Source organism: Desulfovibrio sp. (assembly GCF_041907885.1).
GTDB lineage: Bacteria > Desulfobacterota > Desulfovibrionia > Desulfovibrionales > Desulfovibrionaceae > Desulfovibrio.
Genome location: NZ_JAYRGM010000006.1, coordinates 61512 through 81196 on the forward strand (window position 1 = coordinate 61512; position 19685 = coordinate 81196).

At 59.0% G+C, this 19685-nt stretch carries 14 protein-coding genes; 3 read left to right on the forward strand and 11 right to left on the reverse strand.

The window, feature by feature from the left end:
• Positions 1-189: 189 nt before the first annotated feature.
• The 9 genes from ACE3NW_RS05485 to ACE3NW_RS05525 form a co-directional block, all read right to left on the reverse strand.
• Entirely contained in the window at positions 190-465 is a 276-nt protein-coding gene (locus ACE3NW_RS05485; protein ID WP_374281204.1) for a DUF2325 domain-containing protein, read from the reverse strand.
• A 254-nt stretch (positions 466-719) separates the two neighbouring features.
• A complete protein-coding gene (gene trpA, locus ACE3NW_RS05490; RefSeq protein ID WP_374281206.1) occupies positions 720-1487 on the reverse strand; it encodes a tryptophan synthase subunit alpha in 768 nt (255 codons plus the stop codon).
• Positions 1488-1489: 2 nt separating this feature from the next.
• Positions 1490-2683 carry a tryptophan synthase subunit beta gene (trpB, locus tag ACE3NW_RS05495; protein WP_374281208.1) on the reverse strand — a complete coding sequence of 398 codons (1194 nt, stop codon included), beginning with the start codon at positions 2681-2683 and terminating at the stop codon, positions 1490-1492.
• A complete protein-coding gene (locus ACE3NW_RS05500) occupies positions 2680-3312 on the reverse strand; it encodes a phosphoribosylanthranilate isomerase (protein ID WP_374281210.1) in 633 nt (210 codons plus the stop codon). Before ACE3NW_RS05500 ends, trpB begins: the two co-directional genes overlap by 4 nt.
• Positions 3306-4139: an indole-3-glycerol-phosphate synthase gene (locus tag ACE3NW_RS05505; RefSeq protein WP_374281212.1), complete on the reverse strand. Its 834-nt coding sequence runs from the start codon at positions 4137-4139 to the stop codon at positions 3306-3308. Before ACE3NW_RS05505 ends, ACE3NW_RS05500 begins: the two co-directional genes overlap by 7 nt.
• The gene (trpD, locus tag ACE3NW_RS05510) at positions 4129-5721 is read right to left on the reverse strand and encodes an anthranilate phosphoribosyltransferase (protein ID WP_374281214.1); all 1593 of its coding nucleotides are present in this window, start codon (positions 5719-5721) and stop codon (positions 4129-4131) included. The genes ACE3NW_RS05505 and trpD overlap by 11 nt, the downstream gene beginning before the upstream one ends.
• Positions 5702-7159 carry an anthranilate synthase component I family protein gene (locus tag ACE3NW_RS05515; RefSeq protein ID WP_374281216.1) on the reverse strand — a complete coding sequence of 486 codons (1458 nt, stop codon included), beginning with the start codon at positions 7157-7159 and terminating at the stop codon, positions 5702-5704. The genes trpD and ACE3NW_RS05515 overlap by 20 nt, the downstream gene beginning before the upstream one ends.
• Positions 7160-7516: 357 nt before the next feature.
• Positions 7517-9709, reverse strand: coding sequence for a glutamine synthetase III (locus ACE3NW_RS05520; protein ID WP_374281219.1), 2193 nt, complete (start codon positions 9707-9709; stop codon positions 7517-7519).
• 321 nt (positions 9710-10030) lie between these two features.
• Positions 10031-10453 (reverse strand): peptidylprolyl isomerase, encoded by a 423-nt coding sequence (locus ACE3NW_RS05525; RefSeq protein ID WP_374281221.1) that lies wholly within the window; start codon positions 10451-10453, stop codon positions 10031-10033.
• A 408-nt stretch (positions 10454-10861) separates the two neighbouring features.
• Between ACE3NW_RS05525 and lysA the strand changes: the two genes are divergently transcribed.
• From lysA to ACE3NW_RS05540, 3 genes are all read left to right on the forward strand, one after another.
• A complete protein-coding gene (gene lysA / locus ACE3NW_RS05530; RefSeq protein ID WP_374281223.1) occupies positions 10862-12130 on the forward strand; it encodes a diaminopimelate decarboxylase in 1269 nt (422 codons plus the stop codon).
• A 1-nt stretch (position 12131) separates the two neighbouring features.
• Positions 12132-13544 carry an MATE family efflux transporter gene (locus ACE3NW_RS05535; protein WP_374281225.1) on the forward strand — a complete coding sequence of 471 codons (1413 nt, stop codon included), beginning with the start codon at positions 12132-12134 and terminating at the stop codon, positions 13542-13544.
• Positions 13545-13631: 87 nt separating this feature from the next.
• A complete protein-coding gene (locus ACE3NW_RS05540) occupies positions 13632-14525 on the forward strand; it encodes a DUF2156 domain-containing protein (RefSeq protein WP_374281227.1) in 894 nt (297 codons plus the stop codon).
• A gap of 88 nt (positions 14526-14613) precedes the next feature.
• On the opposite strand, the gene ACE3NW_RS05545 is transcribed toward ACE3NW_RS05540, so the two are convergent.
• Together ACE3NW_RS05545 and ACE3NW_RS05550 are read right to left on the reverse strand one after the other, a co-directional pair.
• The gene (locus ACE3NW_RS05545) at positions 14614-15633 is read right to left on the reverse strand and encodes a DUF563 domain-containing protein (RefSeq protein ID WP_374281229.1); all 1020 of its coding nucleotides are present in this window, start codon (positions 15631-15633) and stop codon (positions 14614-14616) included.
• Positions 15634-16164: 531 nt separating this feature from the next.
• Positions 16165-19671 carry an alpha/beta fold hydrolase gene (locus ACE3NW_RS05550; protein ID WP_374281231.1) on the reverse strand — a complete coding sequence of 1169 codons (3507 nt, stop codon included), beginning with the start codon at positions 19669-19671 and terminating at the stop codon, positions 16165-16167.
• Between the last annotated feature and the right edge of the window lie 14 nt (positions 19672-19685).

The following is a 19685-nucleotide window of genomic DNA, read 5'->3' on the forward strand; positions in this document are numbered from 1 at the left end:
GCACACATTGCAACATCAGCAACATCAGCAACACCAGCAGCGCCTGTTACGCCTGCAAATCACCCCACACCGCCACGGGCCTCAACCGCCCGCATACCGCAAAAAGCAGAAGGCCGCTGACACTGTCAACGGCCTTCATTCCCGTCACCGGGCTGGCAGTTCTGCATGTGAGAACGCTCCTTCAGCAATCTATGCGCCCTTGAGGCATTCACGCAGAGAAGAAACGCCGCACGAATGAACCATCTGCAAGGGAATGTTGCGCGAACGCGCCACCTGTACAGCCTTGCGCTTGGCCTCGTGAGAAATCTTGTTGGTGAACACAATCATGGCATCGGGGTTGCCGATCTTGTCGATAAAATTGCGCTCGTTCCGCGTGATGAACTTGAGGGAATGCCCGTCCTCTTCCGCCGCTGCCATGTAATCTTTTTTAAGTCGGTCCATGCCGCCAATGAGTGTTACGCACATACCTTGCTCCATGTTGCCTGCCGCATTTGCGGGTTTGGTGTTGCTCTGTGACCTCCTTATAATTGAAATCGGTTTTCAAAGTCAACAGGAATTGCCCAGTTTTTGAAAATAAATTTCATTCCAGATAACGAGGGCGCTCTCCCCTGCGGAAAAGCGCCCTCGTTTTGAACACAAGCGTAAAAATCGCCTTGTTTTCTTGCCGGTTATTTCCGGCTTCTGCTTCCGGCTTCTGCTTCCGGGCTGCGTCCAGCGCGCTACTTCCAGCGGGCCAAAAATTCAGCCGCGCTGTTGCCAGCATCAATATGTTTGAGCAAGGCACTGCCAAATACCACGGCATCGGGCTGTGCATCGGGCGAAAGAGCCTCAAGCTGCGAGGGTTCGCGCAGGCCAAAGCCAAGCGCCAGCGGCAGCTTGAATACCGAACGCGCCCGCCGCATGGTTACTGCCACCTGCGGGGCAATGTCGGTGCGCTCGCCGGTAATGCCCATGACAGAAACCACATACACATAGCCCTCGCCCACGCTGTTGTAGAGCGCCATGCGCTCCTCTGAGGTGTTGGGGCCCACCAGGGGTATCAGGGCAATACCCTCTTTTTTCAGCGCTTCACGCATTGGCCCGGCTTCTTCATAGGGCAGATCGGGCACGATAAAACCGTGTACGCCGCCACGGGCTGCGTCGCGGGCCAGCTTTTCGTAGCCGTACTGCAAGAAGGGGTTGAGGTAGCCCATAAGCACCACACCCGACTGAATAAGCCCCTTGCGCTCGATAAGTTCTTCAAGAATGCCGCGCAGGCTCACGCCGTCGCTCAGGGCACGGCGCGAGGCATCTTCCACCACCGGGCCGTCGGCCACCGGGTCGGAAAAAGGCACGCCGATTTCAATAATATCCGCCCCGCTCTCGTCCAGCTCCATCAGCGTGGGCCAGAAGGTGGACTGGTCGGGAAAGCCTGCGGTCAGAAAGGGGATGAGCGCCGGACGACCGGCGGCCTTGGCATCGCGTATTTTTTGTTCAAGAAAATTCATGATTACACCTCTTCCTGATCCTGCGCCGCAACGCCCAGCGCCTTGTTGACTATGCCCAGATCCTTGTCGCCACGGCCAGAGAGGTTCACCACCACCTGATCGCCTTCCTTGAATTCGTGCGGATGGTCAAACACCCAGGCCAGAGCGTGCGAGGATTCAAGCGCGGGCAAGATGCCCTCGGCGCGGCACAAACGCTGAAAAGCGTTGAGGGCGTTGGCGTCCCTGACCATGCCATAGTGGACGCGCCCTGTTTTTTGTAGCCACGAATGTTCCGGCCCCACACCGGGATAATCCAGCCCGGCAGAAATGGAATGCGAGGGTTCCACCTGACCATCGTCGTTTTGCAGCAGCATGCTGTACGCACCGTGCAGTACGCCGGGCGTGCCAAGATTGAGCGGGGCGGAATTGAAGCAGCCGGGTTCGCCCGTGCCTGCCGCCTCCACGCCGATAATGCGCACGCTGGCATCGTCCACAAAGGGGTGGAACATGCCAATGGCGTTGGAGCCGCCGCCCACGCAGGCCACCACCGCATCGGGCAGCCGCCCGGTTTTTTCCAGCATCTGGGCGCGGGTTTCGCGACCGATGACGCTTTGCAGCATGCGCACCAGCAAGGGGAAGGGGTGCGGCCCGGCAGCCGTGCCAAAGCAGTAGTGGGTTGTTTTCTGGCTGCCAATCCAGGCGCGCAGGGCCTCGTTGATGGCATCCTTGAGGGTACGGGTTCCGCTTTCCACCGCATGCACGGTGGCGCCCAGCAGCTTCATGCGCATGACGTTGGGAGCCTGGCGCTCAACATCTTCCGCACCCATATAAATGGTACATTCAAGCCCCAGGCGGGCCGCCGCCGCTGCCGTGGCCACGCCGTGCTGTCCCGCGCCGGTTTCGGCCACCAGGGCGGTTTTGCCCATGTACTTGGCAAGCAGGGCCTGACCAAGGGTGTTGTTGACCTTGTGCGCGCCGGTGTGCAGCAGATCCTCGCGCTTGAGCCACAGGTCAAAGCCCAGCTCACGCGAGAGCGTGGGGCAATGGGTCAGGGGCGTTTCGCGCCCGGCGTAGTTGAACAGCAGATCATGGAGCTCTGCCTGAAATTTCTCTGTGGGATAAATGTCGCGCATGGCCGCTTCCACTTCCATAAGGGGCGGCATAAGCAGTTCGGGAACAAAACAGCCGCCGAACTCACCAAAGTAACTGTCTTTCATGATGAATACCCATTGCCTTTGGAGTTTGCGGCCAAAAAGGCGGCCGCCATTTTTTCCCTGTTTTTACGCCCCGGCGCGTCTTCCACACCGGAATTGAAATCCACCCCGGCAGGCCCGCACATGCCCAGAGCCCTGGCCACGTTGGCGGCGCTCAACCCCCCGGCCAGCAGCCAGGGCTGCGGTGGACGCAGGCTGCCCAGATCAGACCAGTCGAGCTTGAAACCGCTGCCGCCGCCTTTCAGACCGGCATCCAGCAGATAATAGGCGCACGCCTGCCCGTGGCGCTGTAAATCATTGTACAATAAAGCACGGTGGGTGTAACGGTCGGGCCAGAGCACCCGAATGACGCGCTCTGCGCCGATGGCCTGCGCGCACTCCACACTCTGGTGGCCGTGCAGCTGGGCAAAATCAAGCCGGGCCTCATCCATGATGCGCCGTATCTCGTCCGCCCCCTGGTTCACAAACACGCCCACCCGCAGCAGCTTGCCGCTGTCGAGGGCGGCGGCCTGCTCCACCGTCAAGCCGCGCGGGCTGCGGGGATGAAAGATAAAACCGCACATGGCAGCACCCAGCCGGGCCGCCTGATCCACATCTTCCTGCCTGGTGAGGCCGCAAAACTTGATCAGCATGTGCAATCTCCCGCTGTTTTTGCCGTAGCGCAAAGCAGTGCCGCCAGTGCCTCGCCCGGAGTACCGTTTTCCATCAGTGCGCTGCCCACCAGGGCGGCGTGGTAGCCCGCCTCTGCCGCCGCCTTGAGGTGCTGCGGGCTGCTCATGCCGCTGGCCGCTATCCACTGCTCGTCCGGGGCGGGCGGGAAGGCCCGCACCAGTTGCTGGCAGGCATCGCGGTCGATGGCCAGCGTTTCCAGATCACGGGCGTTTACCTGTATGATGCGCGCCCCGCTCTCGCGGGCAAGGCGCAGATCTTCTGCATCGAATATCTCAACAACTGCCTGAATGCCGTAACTTTCGGCCTGCTCGCGCAGGGCGCGCAGGGTTGCGGCATGGGGTGTCAGCCGCACAATCAGCAGCAGGGCCGAGGCTGGCGTGGCCGCCGTGGCCCGCACCTGCAAGGGATCAAAAATAAAGTCCTTGCGCAGCAGGGGCACACGAGGCCCGGTGTAGAGCGCCGGGTCTGCGGCGCGGGCCAGATATTCGAGCCGCCCGCGAAAAAAGGTTTCCTCCGTCAGCACAGATACGGCGCTGGCCCCGGCCGCGGCGTACTGCCGGGCTACGTCTTCCACCTCCAGGCTCTCGCAGATCACGCCGCGCGAGGGCGAGGCCCGCTTGTACTCTGCCACCACCGCCAGAGGGCTGCCCTTTGCCGGGCGGGCCAGCGCCGCCGCAAAGTCTGGCCGCTGCCCTTCATACACTGGGGGCAGCGCGCCCTGGGCTTGCAGAGCTTGCAGGCCCTCTACCTCGGCCTGTTTGGCCTTGCGAAAACGCTCAAGCAGCATGCAGCACCTTCCTGCCCACACCGGCGCTTACGGCCTCGCGGGCTTTGGCCATGCACAGGGCCATGTCCATCTTTTCTTCCAGCAGATAGATGGCAAGGCCCACGTTGAGCACCACCATATCCATCATGGCGCGCGGCCCCTGCCCGTCGAGAATATCGTTGAGCACTGCCACGGCCTCTTCCTTGCCGCCTACGGCCAGATCATCCACCGAGCAGGAGGGAATGCCGAATTCCTGCGGGTCGAGCATCATGGAAGTAATCGTGCCATTCTGAAGCAGGGCCATCTTGGTGGGCCCGATGGGCGTTACCTCGTCATAGTTGCCCGAACCGCAGACCACGGCGGCGCGTTGCAGGGGCGACTGCAACAGGGTTTCTGCCACCAGATCAACCAGTTCGGGCCGCGCCACACCCATGAGCAGATGGCTGGGCCGGGCAGGATTGATCATGGGGCCGAGGATGTTGAACAGGGTGCGCACGCCCATCTCCTTGCGCACCGGGCCGATGTTGGCAAAGGAGGGATGGAAGTACGGGGCAAAAATAAAGGCAAAGTTGCGTTTTTTGACCATTTCGGCCACGGAGGCGGGGTCTTTTTCCAGCGTGATGCCAAGGGCCTCAAGCGCGTCGGCGCTGCCGCACTTGGACGAAACAGCCCGGTTGCCGTGCTTTACCACCCTGTAGCCCATGCCTGCCAGCGTGAGGGAAGAGGCCGTAGAGCAGTTGAAGGAATTGCGCCCGTCGCCGCCGGTTCCCACCACATCGATGGTGGTTCCCGAAATGCCGTCCACGCGCACGGCGCGGGCCAGCGCGGCGCGGGTGGCGTGGGCCAGCTCAAGAGCGCTTTCGCCCTTCATGCGCAGGCCCATGAGAAAGCCCCCCGCCTGCGCCGGGGTCATCTTGCCGTCCATAAGGGCAGCAAAGCCAGCGGCGGCCATCTCGGCAGTAAGGTTTTCCCTGCGGGCCAGACGTTCGAGAATGCCCGAAAAGTCGGATGTTTCCGCGCCCGTGCCCAGAATGCTCTGGGGGAAGTTGCCCAGCAGACGCAGCCCGTCGGGGGTCAGCACCGATTCGGGGTGGAACTGCACGCCCACCCACGGGCGGTCGTTATAGCGCAGGGCCATGACTTCGCCTTCGGGCGCGCGGGCAGTAACCGTAAACCGGGGGTTTTCCGCGTCTTCGTCGGCGCGCACCACAAGGGAGTGGTAGCGGCCCACACGCATGGGGTTGGGCAGGCCCAAAAACATGCCCGTGCCGTCGTGGACGATCTCAGACTGTTTGCCGTGCATGATGCACGGCCCCACCTCTACCTTGGCCCCGGCGTGCAGCCCCAGCAGCTGATGCCCAAGGCACACCCCAAGAACGGGGATGCGCGGGCTGAGCCGCTTGAGGAATTCGGGGCACAGCCCCGCATCGGCAGGATGCCCCGGCCCTGGCGAAATGCAGACCATGGCAAGTTCGGGGTTCACTGCCATGTTCAGCACGGCGGGGTCATCGTTGCGCAGCACCAGGGGCTTGTGGCCCAGGGCGTAAAAGGCCTGCACAAGATTGTAGGTGAATGAGTCGTAATTATCGATGAGCAGAAACATATTCTTCGTCCTCCGCACGCAGGGCCAGGCGCATGATGGCTGATTTGTTGCACACTTCCTTCCATTCCAGATCGGGGTCGGAGTCATGCACGATGCCTCCGCCCGCCTGCCAGAAGAGCTTGCCGTCACGCATCCACATGCTGCGGATGGTGATGCCCGTATCCAGATTCACGCAGTCCTTGTCCAGACCAAGCCAGCCGATGCAGCCCGCGTAGGGGCCGCGCGCGCGGCCTTCGACCTCGCGGATGATTTCCATGGCCCGCACCTTGGGCGCACCCGAAACCGTACCCGCAGGGAAGGTGGCCGCCAGCACGTCCAGGGCGTCCAGCCCTTCCTCAAGGCGGGCGCTGACCCGGCTGGTGAGGTGCATGACGTGCGAATACCGCTCAACTTCCATGTAGCGCTCAAGATTCACCGAACCAGGCTGGGCCACGCGGCCAAGGTCGTTGCGGCCAAGGTCTACCAGCATGACGTGTTCGGCGCGTTCCTTGGGATCGTCGCGCAGCTCGGCGGCAAGGCGGGCATCTTCAAGGTCGTCGGCCCCGCGTTTGCGCGTGCCAGCAATGGGCGAAAGCTGCAAATGCCCCGCCGTGCAGCGCACCATGACTTCGGGCGACGAGCCGAAAAGCGTCAGTTCGGGAAAACTCATGTAAAACATGTAGGGTGATGCGTTGAACCGGCGCATGCGACGGTACAGCTCAAAGGGGTTGCCCTCAAAAGGCGTGGAAAAACGCACCGAGGGAACCACCTGAATGGCCTCGCCCTGCCGCAGCATTTCCTTGATGCGGCGCACGTAGTCCTTGTAGCCCTGCTCGCCGGGTTCGGCGCACACGTTGTCGGGGTTGATGCGCACGGCCCCGGCCTGACCAGAGGCGCGGCCCTCAAGCGATTCGCGCGAGCTTTGCAAGGGGCGGTGCTCGCCCAGGCTCACCTGGCACAGCCGGTTGTACAGGTGGTCAAACACCAGCACGGTCGAGGGCAGCATGAGCAGGCAGTCGGCCTCGCTCTGCGGCATGACAGATGCCAGCTTGGGATTGAACAGGCCAGCCATGCCAAACCCAAGGTAACCGTAAAGGGCGCGGGTGATGGGCGGCAGATTCTTGATATTTGCGGGGGTTTCGATGCTCAGCCCGGCCATGAGGGCCCGCAGGCCATCCACAAAGGGCTGACCCTCAAACCGGCGCAGCACTTCAAGCCTGGCATCGCGCACATCCAGCGCAAGTTTGCCATCCTGGCAATTGATGAACATGGCGGCATCGCAGGCCAAAATGCTGTAACGGCCCCAGCGGCCATCCACCTCGGCGCTTTCAAGCAAGATGCCGTTACCAGCGCCCACCATGCCCATAAACAGGCTGATGGGCGTATCCATATCCGCTGGCAACCAGCGGGCGGACTGTTGCAGCGTCAGCATGTGCTGCGCATCCCCGTTTGTGTTCATCTGCCGCATCCTTTGGGTTTTTGTGCCTGGAAAAATAAAAAACGCCGCCTCCCAGGGGGAGACGGCGCTTACTTACGACAATGCCAACGTACCGGAACTTTTTAAGCCCGCACGTCTCCCCCACGCAGTTGGATGCGCCACCACCAGCCTTTGAAGCTGTTAGAAATGGTGTTGGAGAAAGAGTTCATGCGATAGCCTTGTTCCTTATGTTTGAAGCGACATTACACGCCCGCAGGCGGGCTGTCAACAGTTCTGAACGGTTTTTTGCTGCCAGATGGGCAGACACGCAGGCATGGCGCAGGGAGAGGGCCGCAACCCGCAGGCGGGCCGCTTCCCTCTCCACACGCCTTCCCTGAACTACTTGCCGAACAGAATTTCCTGATAATTGGGCAGAGCCCACAAATCGTCGGCCACGCGCACTTCAAGCAAATCCGCATAGCGGCGCACTTCAAGCATGCGGGGCAGCACGTTGTCGCGATAGCTCTGGGCAGCCTCAAAGCCGTAGCCCATATTGTCGGCCTTGGTCAGCACGTCTTCAAGCTGGCCGCAGGCATCCTGCATGAGCCGCAGATTGGAGGTAATCTCGGCCAGGGTGACAGTTTTGGGGTCTTTGCCAATGGCGCGCATGTTGGCTGCGGTGGCGGCCAGTTCGCCCTGATAGCGCATGCCCGCAGGGTAGATAACGGTGTGCGCCATGCGGATAACCAGATTGGCCTCGGTGCGCACGGTTTTGCAATACTGTTCGAGATAGATTTCCTGCCGCGCCTTGAGCTCGGCCCTGTTGAGCACGCCAGCCTTTTCGTAGAGGTTCACAACCTCTGGCTTGGTGAGCTCGGCCAAGGCTTCGGGGGTGGTGCGCAGGTTGGGCAGGCCACGGCGCTCGGCTTCCTTGTGCCACACTTCGGAGTACCCGTCGCCGTTAAAGATAACAGCGCTGTGCTCGTCGATAACGTGGGTGATAAAGGATTCCAGAGCCTGATTGAAGGTCTTGCCCTGGGCCAGTTCCTTTTCAAGCCAGTCGGCGGCAAAGCCCAGCGAATCGGCCATCATGGTATTGAGCGCGGTGATGGAACCGGCGGCAGACTGGCTGGAACCAAGGGCGCGGAATTCAAAACGGTTGCCCGTAAAGGCCACGGGGCTGGTACGGTTGCGGTCGCCCGGATCGGCGGGCAGCGGGGGCAGCGTGTCCACACCCAGATTGAGGGCGCGGCCCGTGCGGCCACCACCGGCGTTTTCAACACGGCCAGCGCGGAAGGCTTCAAACACTTCCGTAAGCTGATCGCCAAGGAAGATGGACATGATGGCCGGCGGGGCCTCGTTGGCACCCAGGCGGTGGTCGTTGCTGGCGCTGGCAACCGTGGCACGCAGCAGGCCGCCAAACTTGTGTACGGCGCGGATCATGGCAGCGCAGAACACCAGGAACTTGGCGTTGGCGTGCGGGGTTTCGCCGGGATCAAACAGGGTTCCCAGCTCTGCATTGCCGATGGAATAGTTCAGGTGCTTGCCCGAACCGTTCACTCCGGCAAAGGGCTTTTCGTGCAGCAGGCACTTGAGGCCGTAGCGCTTGGCCACGTTGCGCAGCATGGACATGATGATGTGGTTGTGGTCAACGGCCAGATTGCTCACCTCAAACAGGGGGGCAATTTCGTACTGGCTGGGGGCCACCTCGTTGTGGCGGGTGCGCACGGGCACGCCCAGCTTGTACAGCTCGCGTTCCACTTCCATCATGTACGAAAGCACGCGCTGCGGAATAACGCCAAAATACTGGTCGCTGAATTCCTGCCCCTTGGCAGGACGCGCGCCAAACAGCGAACGGCCCGCGATCTGGAGGTCGGGACGGGCAAAATTGAAATTGTGGTCGATGCAGAAATATTCCTGCTCAAGACCAGCGTACGAAACGATGGGCAGGTCAGTGTCTTCACCAAACAGTGCCAGCACGCGGTGCGCTTCGCGGTTCAGGGCCTGGCCAGACCGCAGCATGGGGGTTTTTTTGTCCAGCGCAACGCCCGTCCACGAAAGAAACATGGTGGGAATGCACAAAAACGTGCCGTTGCGGTTTTCCATGATGTAGGCGGGGCTGGTCACGTCCCACGCGGTGTAGCCGCGCGCTTCAAAGGTAGAGCGCAGGCCGCCGGAGGGGAAGGACGAAGCGTCGGGTTCGCCACGAATAAGCATGGAGCCCGAAAATTCTGCAATAACGCCACCTGAGCCGTCGGGCATCAGAAAACTGTCGTGCTTTTCGGCGGTCTGCCCGGTGAGGGGATAAAAAATGTGGGTAAAATGGGTGGCCCCCTGCTCGATGGCCCAGTCTTTCATGACTGCGGCAACGGTATCGGCAATGGCGGGGTCCATGCGTTCACCGAATTCGATGGTCTTGCGCAGCGCCTTGTACACGCTCTTGGGCAGGCGCTCGCGCATGACGCGGTCGTTGAACACGTTGCAGCCGAAAATATCGGTGGGTTTGGTATCCACGAAGTTGAGGGGGGCTGCTTCGGGCTTGTAGGTGGTAATGGCCTCGATGGCGCTCTGTCTGGCGGATTTACTGCTCATGGACGAACCTCGCGCTCAGGGCGGGCGCTGTGTTGTGGGTGCGATAATCCCGCTTATGGCGGTTGGATATATGCCTCTGCAAACAGCCGCTGTACGCCCGCGCCCGTGCTGCCCTGAAGCACGCGGACAAGGGGAGCCGCCGCAAAAACTCGCGAACGCGCAAGCGTCCGCTCCAAAGCCATGTCATCCGGGCCCGCGCACAATAACGCAGGCCAAAAACAGCACAAAACCGTAGTGTCAAAAAGGTGCGCCGTGCGCGCCGCCCAGCGGCAGCGTGTTGTGCCAGGCGCACCCCCTCAACATATCTGGCAGAATTACAGGCTAGGCAACGCTCACGATTTCAATTTCAAAGGTCAGCGTTTTGCCAGCCAGAGGATGGTTGGCATCAAGCGTGATTTCGTCGGCGCCCACTTCGGTAATGGTCACGTCCATCTGACCCTGCTCGTTGGAGAGCTGCAAGGGCACGCCCACATTCAGGGGAATGTGGTCCGGCACCTGGGCGCGGGGAACGGTGAACAGAAGTTCGGGATCGGCCTCGCCGTAGGCGTCTTCAGGCGCGATGGTGACGGTAACGGTTTCACCCGCTTCGCGACCTTCAACGGCGGACTCAAAACCCGGAATCAGCATGCCCTTGCCCAGCACAAATTCGAGGGGTTCGCGTTCACGCGAAGAATCGAACACCGTGCCGTCTTCAAGGGTACCCGTGTAGTGCGCACGCACCGTATCGCCTTTTTTGATAGGCATAACTACTCCATATAGTGTGTATGGGCGGTCTGCGGCATCTCCTGGCCACATTGGCGGCAGGTTCTGCGCAGGCAGAAGCCCGCCCGCGAAAAGAATAACGCCCATAATAAAGTACAAGCAAAACATGCCGGGGGGCTTCTGTCAATGTTGTACTGCGCAAAGTGCCCGTCAGCCCCTTGTGTGCGCGGGTTTGCGGATGCGGGCCACCTACCGTTGCAGGCTCGGCCCAACAGTTTTCGCCCAGCCCTATTTTGTACTGCCGCTGGCTGTGCAAAGGGCGGCACCCCCTGCCAGCGCACTTGACAGAGCAGGAAACCGAACAGATAATCAACAATTGCTCTCAACGGGAAAATTCCGCTCTGGTCTGGGCGGTTCACGCAATCTTTCAGAGGTCTCTCAGAGGTATTTATGTCCGACATCCGCTCCACGTACACCGACGAATGCAATTTTTATGGCCGCCACACCCCCCGCGAGCTGGCTGAAACCTTTGGCACGCCTCTGTATGTTTACAACGAGAACGTGCTGCGGCAACGTTGCCGCGATCTTATGGGGCTTTCAAAACACCCCGGTTTCGGCGTCAACTATTCTGTAAAGGCCAACGCCACCCCTGCCCTGCTGCGCATTGTGCGCGAGGAAGGCCTGGTGGTGGACGCCATGAGCCCCGGCGAACTCTACATGGACGAGCTGGCCGGTTTTACCCCCGCTGAAATTCTGTACATTTCCAACAACAACTCTGAAGCCGAGCTCAAAAACGCCGTTTCGCGCGGCCTGCTCATCAGCGTTGATTCGCTCTCGCAGCTCGATACCATTGGCCGCATCAACAGGGGCGGCAAGGTTATGGTGCGCTTTAACCCCGGCATTGGCGCTGGTCACCACGCCAAGGTTATCACCGCTGGCAAGGAAACCAAGTTTGGCGTTACCCCCGACAAGCTGGACGAAGTGTTTGCCCTGCTTGAAAAGCACGACCTCACCCTTGCAGGCATCAACCAGCACATCGGCTCGCTCTTTATGGAGCCCGATGGCTACCTGGACGCCGCCGAAGTGCTGCTGCACCTTGCCGACCGCCTGCCCGCCAGCATGCTCGCCAAGCTCGAAGTCATCGACTTTGGCGGCGGTTTTGGCATTCCCTACCACAAGTACGAGGGTCAGGCCCGCCTGAGCATGGAAGATCTGGGCAGCCGCCTGCACGCGCTCATCAGCGGCTGGTCTGAAAAATCTGGCTACACTGGCCGCTTTCTTGTGGAACCGGGCCGCTATGTGGCCGCCGAATGCTGCGTGTTGCTGGGCTCTGTGTACGCCGTGAAAAACAACGGCGACAAGCGCTATGTGGGCACAAATCTGGGCTTCAACGTGCTGGTGCGTCCGGCCATGTATGATTCATTCCATGATGTGGAAATCTACGGCGCTGACACTCAGGCGCGTAAAACAATGGTGCAGACCATTGTGGGCAATATTTGTGAAAGTGGCGACATCCTTGCAAAAGAGCGCGAACTGCCCGTTATTTGCGAAGGAGATGTGCTTGGGGTACTTGACGCCGGAGCTTATGGATTTACTATGGGTTCCAACTACAACCAGCGTCGTCGCCCTGCTGAAGTTCTCATTAAAAGCGACGGCACTGCCAAACTTATCCGCCGCCGCGAAACCCTTGAGGATCTTGCGCGCTGCCTGATGGACTAATGTGACACAATCTCGCGGCATCCCCGCGCAGCAGGCCCGGCCCGCGCCCGACCTGAGCACTTCACCCCGCGCCATCTGGCGGCTCACATGGCCCCAGATGCTCATGATGTACCTTATGTTCTTCATGGGCTTTGTGGCGGTGTGGGTTGCGGGTCAGATAAGCGCGGACGTGCAGGCGGCGCTGGGCATGGTGAACCAGTGCGGCATTCTGCTGATGGTGGTCGCCATGGCCATATCGAGCGGTGCAACGGCGGCTGTGAGCCAGTCACTGGGCGCGCTCAAGGTCATGCGCGCGCAACGTTATATCGGTACGACAATTGTCGGCTGCCTGGGCCTGGGTTTTATTGTGGCCCTGGCAGCCGCCTTTTTCAGCGACGGCATACTGCGCATGCTCATGGTGCCCCACAGTATCATGCCGCAGACCAGCGAAATGTGGGCCGTCAGCATGCTTGGCCTGCCCGCGCAGTATCTGTACGCCTCAACCGGGGTCATGTTTCGCGCCACGCGTCAGGTGCTGCCCCCCCTGTGGGTTGCCACGGGCGTGTGCCTGTGCAATCTGCTGGCCTGCCTGGGCCTTGGCCTTGGCTGGTTTGGCATGCCCAACATGGGCTACATGGGCCTGATCTGGGCCAACGTGGGTGCGCAGTATCTTGGGGCGGTGTGCAACTGCGCCCTGCTGGCGCATTCCGGCTATCTGAACCGCAAATCCCTGCCTTCGTTGCGCTGGCTCAAGGCTGGTCTGCCCTATCTGCTTAAAGTGGCCCTGCCTGCGGGTGCTGCGCAGATTGTGTGGCAATCTGGCTACATGACCCTGTTTGTTCTGGTGGCTTCGCTGCCTGCCGACAGCGTACACGCCCTTGCCGGGCTCAATGCCGGCCTGCGGGTCGAAGCCCTGCTTTTTTTGCCGGGCATGGCCTTTAACATGAGCGTGGCCGTGCTGGTGGGCAACAGCCTGGGTGCGGGCAATGCCGCCGAGGCGCGGCGCGTGGCCCTCAACATGGTAAACCTTGCGGCCATAACCATGAGCTTTATGGCTGCCCTGCTCTGGCCATTTCGGCAAGAGATAGCCCAGCTGCTCTCGCAAGAGCCGGGCACGCAGGCGCAGATTGTCAGCTACCTTACCTACAATCTGCTCTCCACGCCATTTTCCATCGCCAGTACGGTCATGGGCGGCGTGATGACGGGGGCCGGGGCCACCAGGTACAATCTCATGATATTTGGCGGCAGCTTCTGGGTGGTGCGCCTGCCCCTTGGCTGGCTGCTGGGCCATATTCTTTGGGGCACAGCCTCTGGCGTATTTCTGGCCATGCTCGTATCCCAGATTCTGCAAACCTGCATCATGCTCTATGTGGTGCTGTTCCACGACTGGACGCGCTTTGCCATGAGCCGCTGCCGCCAGCCGCAAACCCCATAAATACCGCCTGAGAGGCCGCATGTCGGCCACCGTGGCATGCGCCCGCGCACTGGCTGCATCTGCGCATTTGGACGCGAGGAGATAACCGTGAGCAAAACCTTTACGCCTGTCAGCCTGGACGGACGCCAACAATACTACGAGCTTTGGGAGCGCACGCCCCAGCGTTCGCTGGACTACACCCTGGCAAACCTCTGGGGCTGGCAGGATTATTACGGGCTTGAATGGTGCTTTGAAGATAACCTGTGCTGGATCCGGCAAACCCGCCCCTATCAGGTATGCTGGGCCCCCGTGGGCGACTGGAATGCCGTGTCGTGGAAAGATCTGCTGCCCTGCGGCTTTAATCCAGAGGCCCACAACATCACCCGCGTGCCCGAAAAGCTGCTCGAAATCTGGCAGCGCGAACTGCCCGGCCTTGTGGAAGCGCAGGAAGACCGTGGGCAGTGGGAATACCTGTACAAGCAGGAAGAACTGGCAGAACTGCCGGGCAACCGTTTTCACAAAAAGCGCAACCATTTCAACAGCTACGCAAAAACCTACGGCGAGCCGGACTACCACACGCTGGATGACGCCATGGTTGAGGACGTGCTGGCCGTGCAGGACGACTGGTGCCAGTGGCACGAATGCGAGCAATCGCCGTCGCTGCGGGCAGAAAACGAGGCCATCAACCGCGTGCTCAGCCACTGGAACTGTTTTACCGGGCTTGTGGGCGGCTCGTTGTATGTGGACGGCAAGATGGTGGCCTTCAGCGTGGGCGAAAATCTGGACGGCGCAAACCTTGGCGTTCACTACGAAAAAGGCCTCAACGGCTTCAAGGGCGTGTACCAGACCATCAACTGCCTGTTCTCACGCAATGCGGGTGCGGGTTTTACCTACATCAACCGGGCGCAGGATCTGGACGAAGAAGGTTTGCGGCAGGCCAAGATGACCTATCTGCCCGCCGACTTTTTACGCAAGTACAAGGTATGCATTCGTAAAAACTGATAATAATCGGGAGCCGCCAGATGAACGGATACAAGATTCCGTTTTTCTGCGCGGCGGCCTGTATGTATTTAAAAATTCCGCGTAGCCGTCAGCTGTGATCTGAACGGTCTACGCGGTTTTTTATTGTATTACGCAGAATGGCATCAAGCATTTCCACAGGAACAGTCATATCTGCCTTGCAGCCGCGCTCTGCTCCATACAGATCAATGGGTAACTTGTCACTGTTTCTATACTCCACCAGAGGAATATAATTTATATTTATGAACTTGATAAACGGAAGCATCGTGTAATTGACGTATTCTGGAGAAAAAAATTCAATCACAGTTGCATTTTTTGGCATAAACCAGGCATGCAGCATGCCTGCCCCATGCGGCCCCACCAGAATTTCGGCATTAGCCACAGCAGCAACCTGCTCAAAAAACGTCAGCTTTTCAAAATCCAGAAATGTGAAACCATACTGGGCACATACCTCGCAAACAGCCTCCAGATTCAGCACACGGCGGGTGTGCTCCCGATGGCAATAAATCCGTTTTCCTCCATAAGAACCGTGGCTGGCCGCGCGCATTTTGGCCCGCACATAAAAAAAGGCATCCGAGTGGTGCTGCAAGGCGGTGAAAGGCGTTTTTTCAAAAACCACAAGATTTTTTGCTATGGTATCGGGCTGATATACAGCCATACGGGCCTGGCTGACACCCATGGCCACCATGGATTCCACAATAAACCGTATCTTCTTGGGAATAATGTACATGCCGCCAAAATTCATTGCCTCCAGATAGGCCACACGGGGCAGGCACTCGGACATCCAGTGAAAAAAATTGTCGCTCCAGTGGTTTGCCAGAAAGGCGCAATTGGCTGCAAAGCCCTGTGGGGCAAAGGTGTACTCGGTTTCGCTCGACTCTGCCACCAGCCTGGCTGTGTCTCCATAATTGGACGACTCATCAATGGCCGTTTCTACCAGATGCGCAGGGTGCATAGAAATAATGGGTTTTATTCCCCACATATATGCTCTTTCTAGCTTTGCAAACTGCAACTGCTGCGAGCTTGAATTGCGCACCTTTACTATATGAGTCTGGCAACCAGCATCAACACAATCAAAGACACTCAGCATGTGCGTTTCCCCTAAACACGACGGTACTGCCTATTTATCATGAGAATAATAATCATATGATTACCTGTGGCACAGAGTGCAAAAAAACGATGTTACAACCACACTCGGGCTGTTGTTTCACGCACAGAGCGCCTATGTGCAGAATTAATCGCAAACCAATACCACCACGGCTATCAAAGTCAAAGTTTGCGCGGCTGGCGGCAGCAACCACAACAAACATGCTCCGCGCCTTGCCCTGTTGCGATAACCCACCGGTTCTACAGGCAAAAAAATGCAAAAAAGCCCTACTGGTGGCGTGCGTATAAAATGCGAAACCCCGGCCAGAGCCGGGGTATCGCAAAAAATAAAACAGTTGAGGTGACAAGATCATGCCACATCTGGTATTCTTGTCAACATAAGATACCAGTTTGAAAAATCAAACAGTGCTCGTCGGCGCGTCAACTGCCGCGCATCATGCACGTAAAAAAAATTATCTGCAATACCAGAATGATGGAGAGTTAACCCCACCAGGGGCACAAAAAAATTATGGCCTTACTGGGCCAAATACCCGCTGATGATGCTGGCCACATTTTCGACAAGCCCGGCAGAGAGCATGCTTTCGTGCGTGCCCCCTGTCCAGCGCAGGGTAATATTGCCCTCTGGCAAAAAGCGGCTCCAGCCCTGATACATATCATCAAACCGGATATAGGGATTGCTGGCAAAATCCAGCGCCCGCACGTACAGAAGGCGCAGATTTGAAGGAGTGGGATTATCGTAACGCGCTGCGGCAATGGCGTTGAGCCTGTAGGTCTGCAACAGGTTTTCCATCTGCGCGGGGCTAAAATTGGGCGGCAGCAGCCCGGCTTTTTCACCACATTCCACCAGGTACACCAGCCGGTCGGCCCTATTCATGGCGCGCAACTTGTCTTCATCAAAGGCCAGCGCCTCATGCAGCTGGTTTTTCAGCAATTCTACGTCATCCTTTGCGGCAAGCTGCCTGGCTCTGGTGTTGTCCAGCACGGTATCCAGAATCAGGACAGGGCCAGGATCGCCCCCCCGCGCGGCGTACAGGCATGCAGCCTCATAGGCCAGCAGCCCGCCAAAGCTCCAACCGCCAAAAATGATGTTGTCCGTGGTCACCTTGAGAATTTCATCCAGATACAGAGCCGCCAGATCCTGCACGCGCAGCAGCTCGGTATTCAGGACATTTTTTTCTGCCTGAAAACCCGCTGGCTCAACGGCATAGAGGGAATAGCGACTTTGCAGCAGCCGCGCCAGCTCGCTGTAGCAATACACGCTGCCGCCAACGGGATGGAACATGAAAAGATTTTTGCCGTTTGGGCAGTGGCAAAGCGGAATGACGGGGCCGCTGTGCGAACCGGCCTTGCCCTGCACAAGATTGGCCAGCCGGGCAATGCTTGGATGCGCCACAAGCTCGTTTACAGTCAAATGCGCGTGCAGTTCTTTTTCTACCATGGCAATAAGCCGCACGGCCATGATGCTGTGGCCCCCAAGGCTAAAAAAACTGGCATCGGCATCGGTTATCTCAAAACCAAGCAGCCGCTTCCACATGGCGGCCAGGGTCTGCTCCACCGCTCCCTGCGGGCTGCGCCCTGGGCACGCCTCCGCCCTGCCCAGGGGTGAGGGCAAGGCTTTTTTGTCCACCTTGCGGTTGGGCGACAAGGGCAGCTCTACCATGGGCACAATAAAATCGGGCACGCAAAAAGAGGGCAACTGCTGCTCAAGGAAACTGCGCAGATCAGCCGCATTCACATCGCCCACCACGTAGGCGGCGAGGCTTTTTTCACTGCCAGATTGATAAAAATCTGCAACCACAACAGCCTGCCGCACCCCGGGAAAAGCCCCCACGGCCTTTTCCACCTCGCCGGTCTCAACACGGTTGCCCCGAATCTTGATCTGCTGGTCTTCCCTCCCACGGTAAAAGGCAAGGCCGTTCTGGATAAAGCCGTTGTCACCGGTGCGGTAACAGCGCCTCCCCGCGTATTCGGTAAAAGCGCCGGGGCTCGCGCCGTCAAGGTAACCCCGCGAAACCCCCGCGCCAGTAATCCACAGCTCGCCGGTGACGGATTCGGGCACTGGGCGCTGCTGCTTGTCGAGCACAAAAACAGCCACGCCATCAAGCGGCCTGCCAATGGGAAAGGCAGAAAAATCCTTGTGATTTTGAAAGTCTATGCAGAAAAACGTACTGTCTACCGTGCATTCTGTAGGGCCATAGATATTAAACAGCACCACACGCTCATTGCCGGGAATTTCATAGAACTTCTGGATAACATCGGGCCGCAGCACCTCGCCTGCCAGTAAAATACGCTTGAGCGGCAAAGGTTTGTGGTGTTGCTGCAAATAATCAACAAGTACGTTGAAAAAAGCCGGAGTCATGTCGCAGAGGTCAATACCCTTTTGCAGGATACAGTTGCAGAATGCCGCAGGATTTTTGCGTTCTTCGTCAGACATGACATAGAGGCTTTTGCCGCAGAACACCGAAACCGCCAATTGCTGGATCGACGCATCAAACGACAGGGGCGCTACCAGCCCCACCGTGGCGCAGCCCTCCGAAAAATCACGCAGCGCATGCGCAATGTGCAAAAGGTGGCGGTGCTCCACCACCACACCCTTGGGCTGCCCTGTAGAGCCGCTGGTGTAGACAATGTAGGCTGCCGCATCTGCCCCTGCCGCCGCCAAAGGAGCTGGCTGGCTGGCCTCGACATCCCGCAGGTCAAAATGCCCGCGCGGGCTGGCCGTGCGGCTGGTACTTTGCACAATGCGCACGTCATAACGAAAGGCATCGGCCTGACCGCCAGAAACAAAGGGCGAAAAAAGCACTTCAACAGGCTGCGGGCATTCTGCCGCCCAGGCTGTAAAAAAACGCCGGGGTACAAACAGCTCTGCCGAGCCCTCAAACCGCAGCAGGGCCCCCTGGTTTCCAGAGGTCAGAGCCTGCTGCCAGATGGCGGCCCGCAGATCGTCCTTGCGATCCATGTCGCGCACGGCCCCCACAAATATGCTGCCACCGGGGGCAAGGCGTTCTACGGCATGGTCAAGAACCCTGCGCAGATAATTGTAGCCGGGAAAACTCTCCACCACGCCGTTGAGAACCACAAGGTCAAAACATTCATCGTCAAAAAAACAGATGTCCACAGCTTCCATGCGGTGGGCGGTTATGCAGGCTGGGCCGGACAAGTCCAACACCCTGTCCAGCTCGTTTCTTGCAATATCTACCGCCGTATAGCGGCTGGCGGCAGCGGCAAGAGACTGGGCCACCAGACCCGATCCACTGCCCACATCAAGCACACTTTTGCCGCTCCCCTTGTTTGCGCCCAGCACAATATCTGTGGAAAGCCCTGTTTTTTGCAACACGCTGTCAGCCATACGCGCAAGAATTTCAGGGGCGAGGGGCTGCGCATCCAGATCATCCAGCCAGCCACGGTCGCAACCGGGCTCGGCAATGTGCTCCCAGTATTCGGTGCTGCTCAGGCCGCCGCTTTCCAGCACATCGGTAAACACTGGCGCATCAAGGCAAAGCACGTGGGCAATATTGGTGTTGCGGTAACGGTGGTACTCGGCCTCGGCCAGCGTGGCCCTGTCTGTCACAAGCAGCCGCACGGGCCTGAGCATGGTTTCCTGCCGTGTACGCGGCAATTCGCGTTCTACCGGCACGTACACGGCGCTGGCACGCATAATGCCGATGGCGGCGGCAAGATACACGGCCCCGCGCCCGCACAGCACCCCAACGGGTGTTTCAGGCCCGTAGTTTTGCGACTGTATAAAGCCAGCAATGCGCGCAGAAAAATCTTTCAACTCTGCAAACGTGAGGCTGCTGTCACCACCGGCAAGGGCCGTAAGATTCGGATTTTTTTCCGCAACAGCACAAATCAGTGCTTCAAAGCTGCTCCATGCCGCAACGGTTGCGGGGGCACTGGCAGCAGAGGCAGACAGATACGAGGGTTGCGCGCAAGACAAACCGGCGGCAGAAGCCCCGGAAGATTTTTTGTCCAAACCATTCTTTGCGGAAGCGCCAAAAGTGATGTCAGCAATCTTCATCGTACCATTCCCTG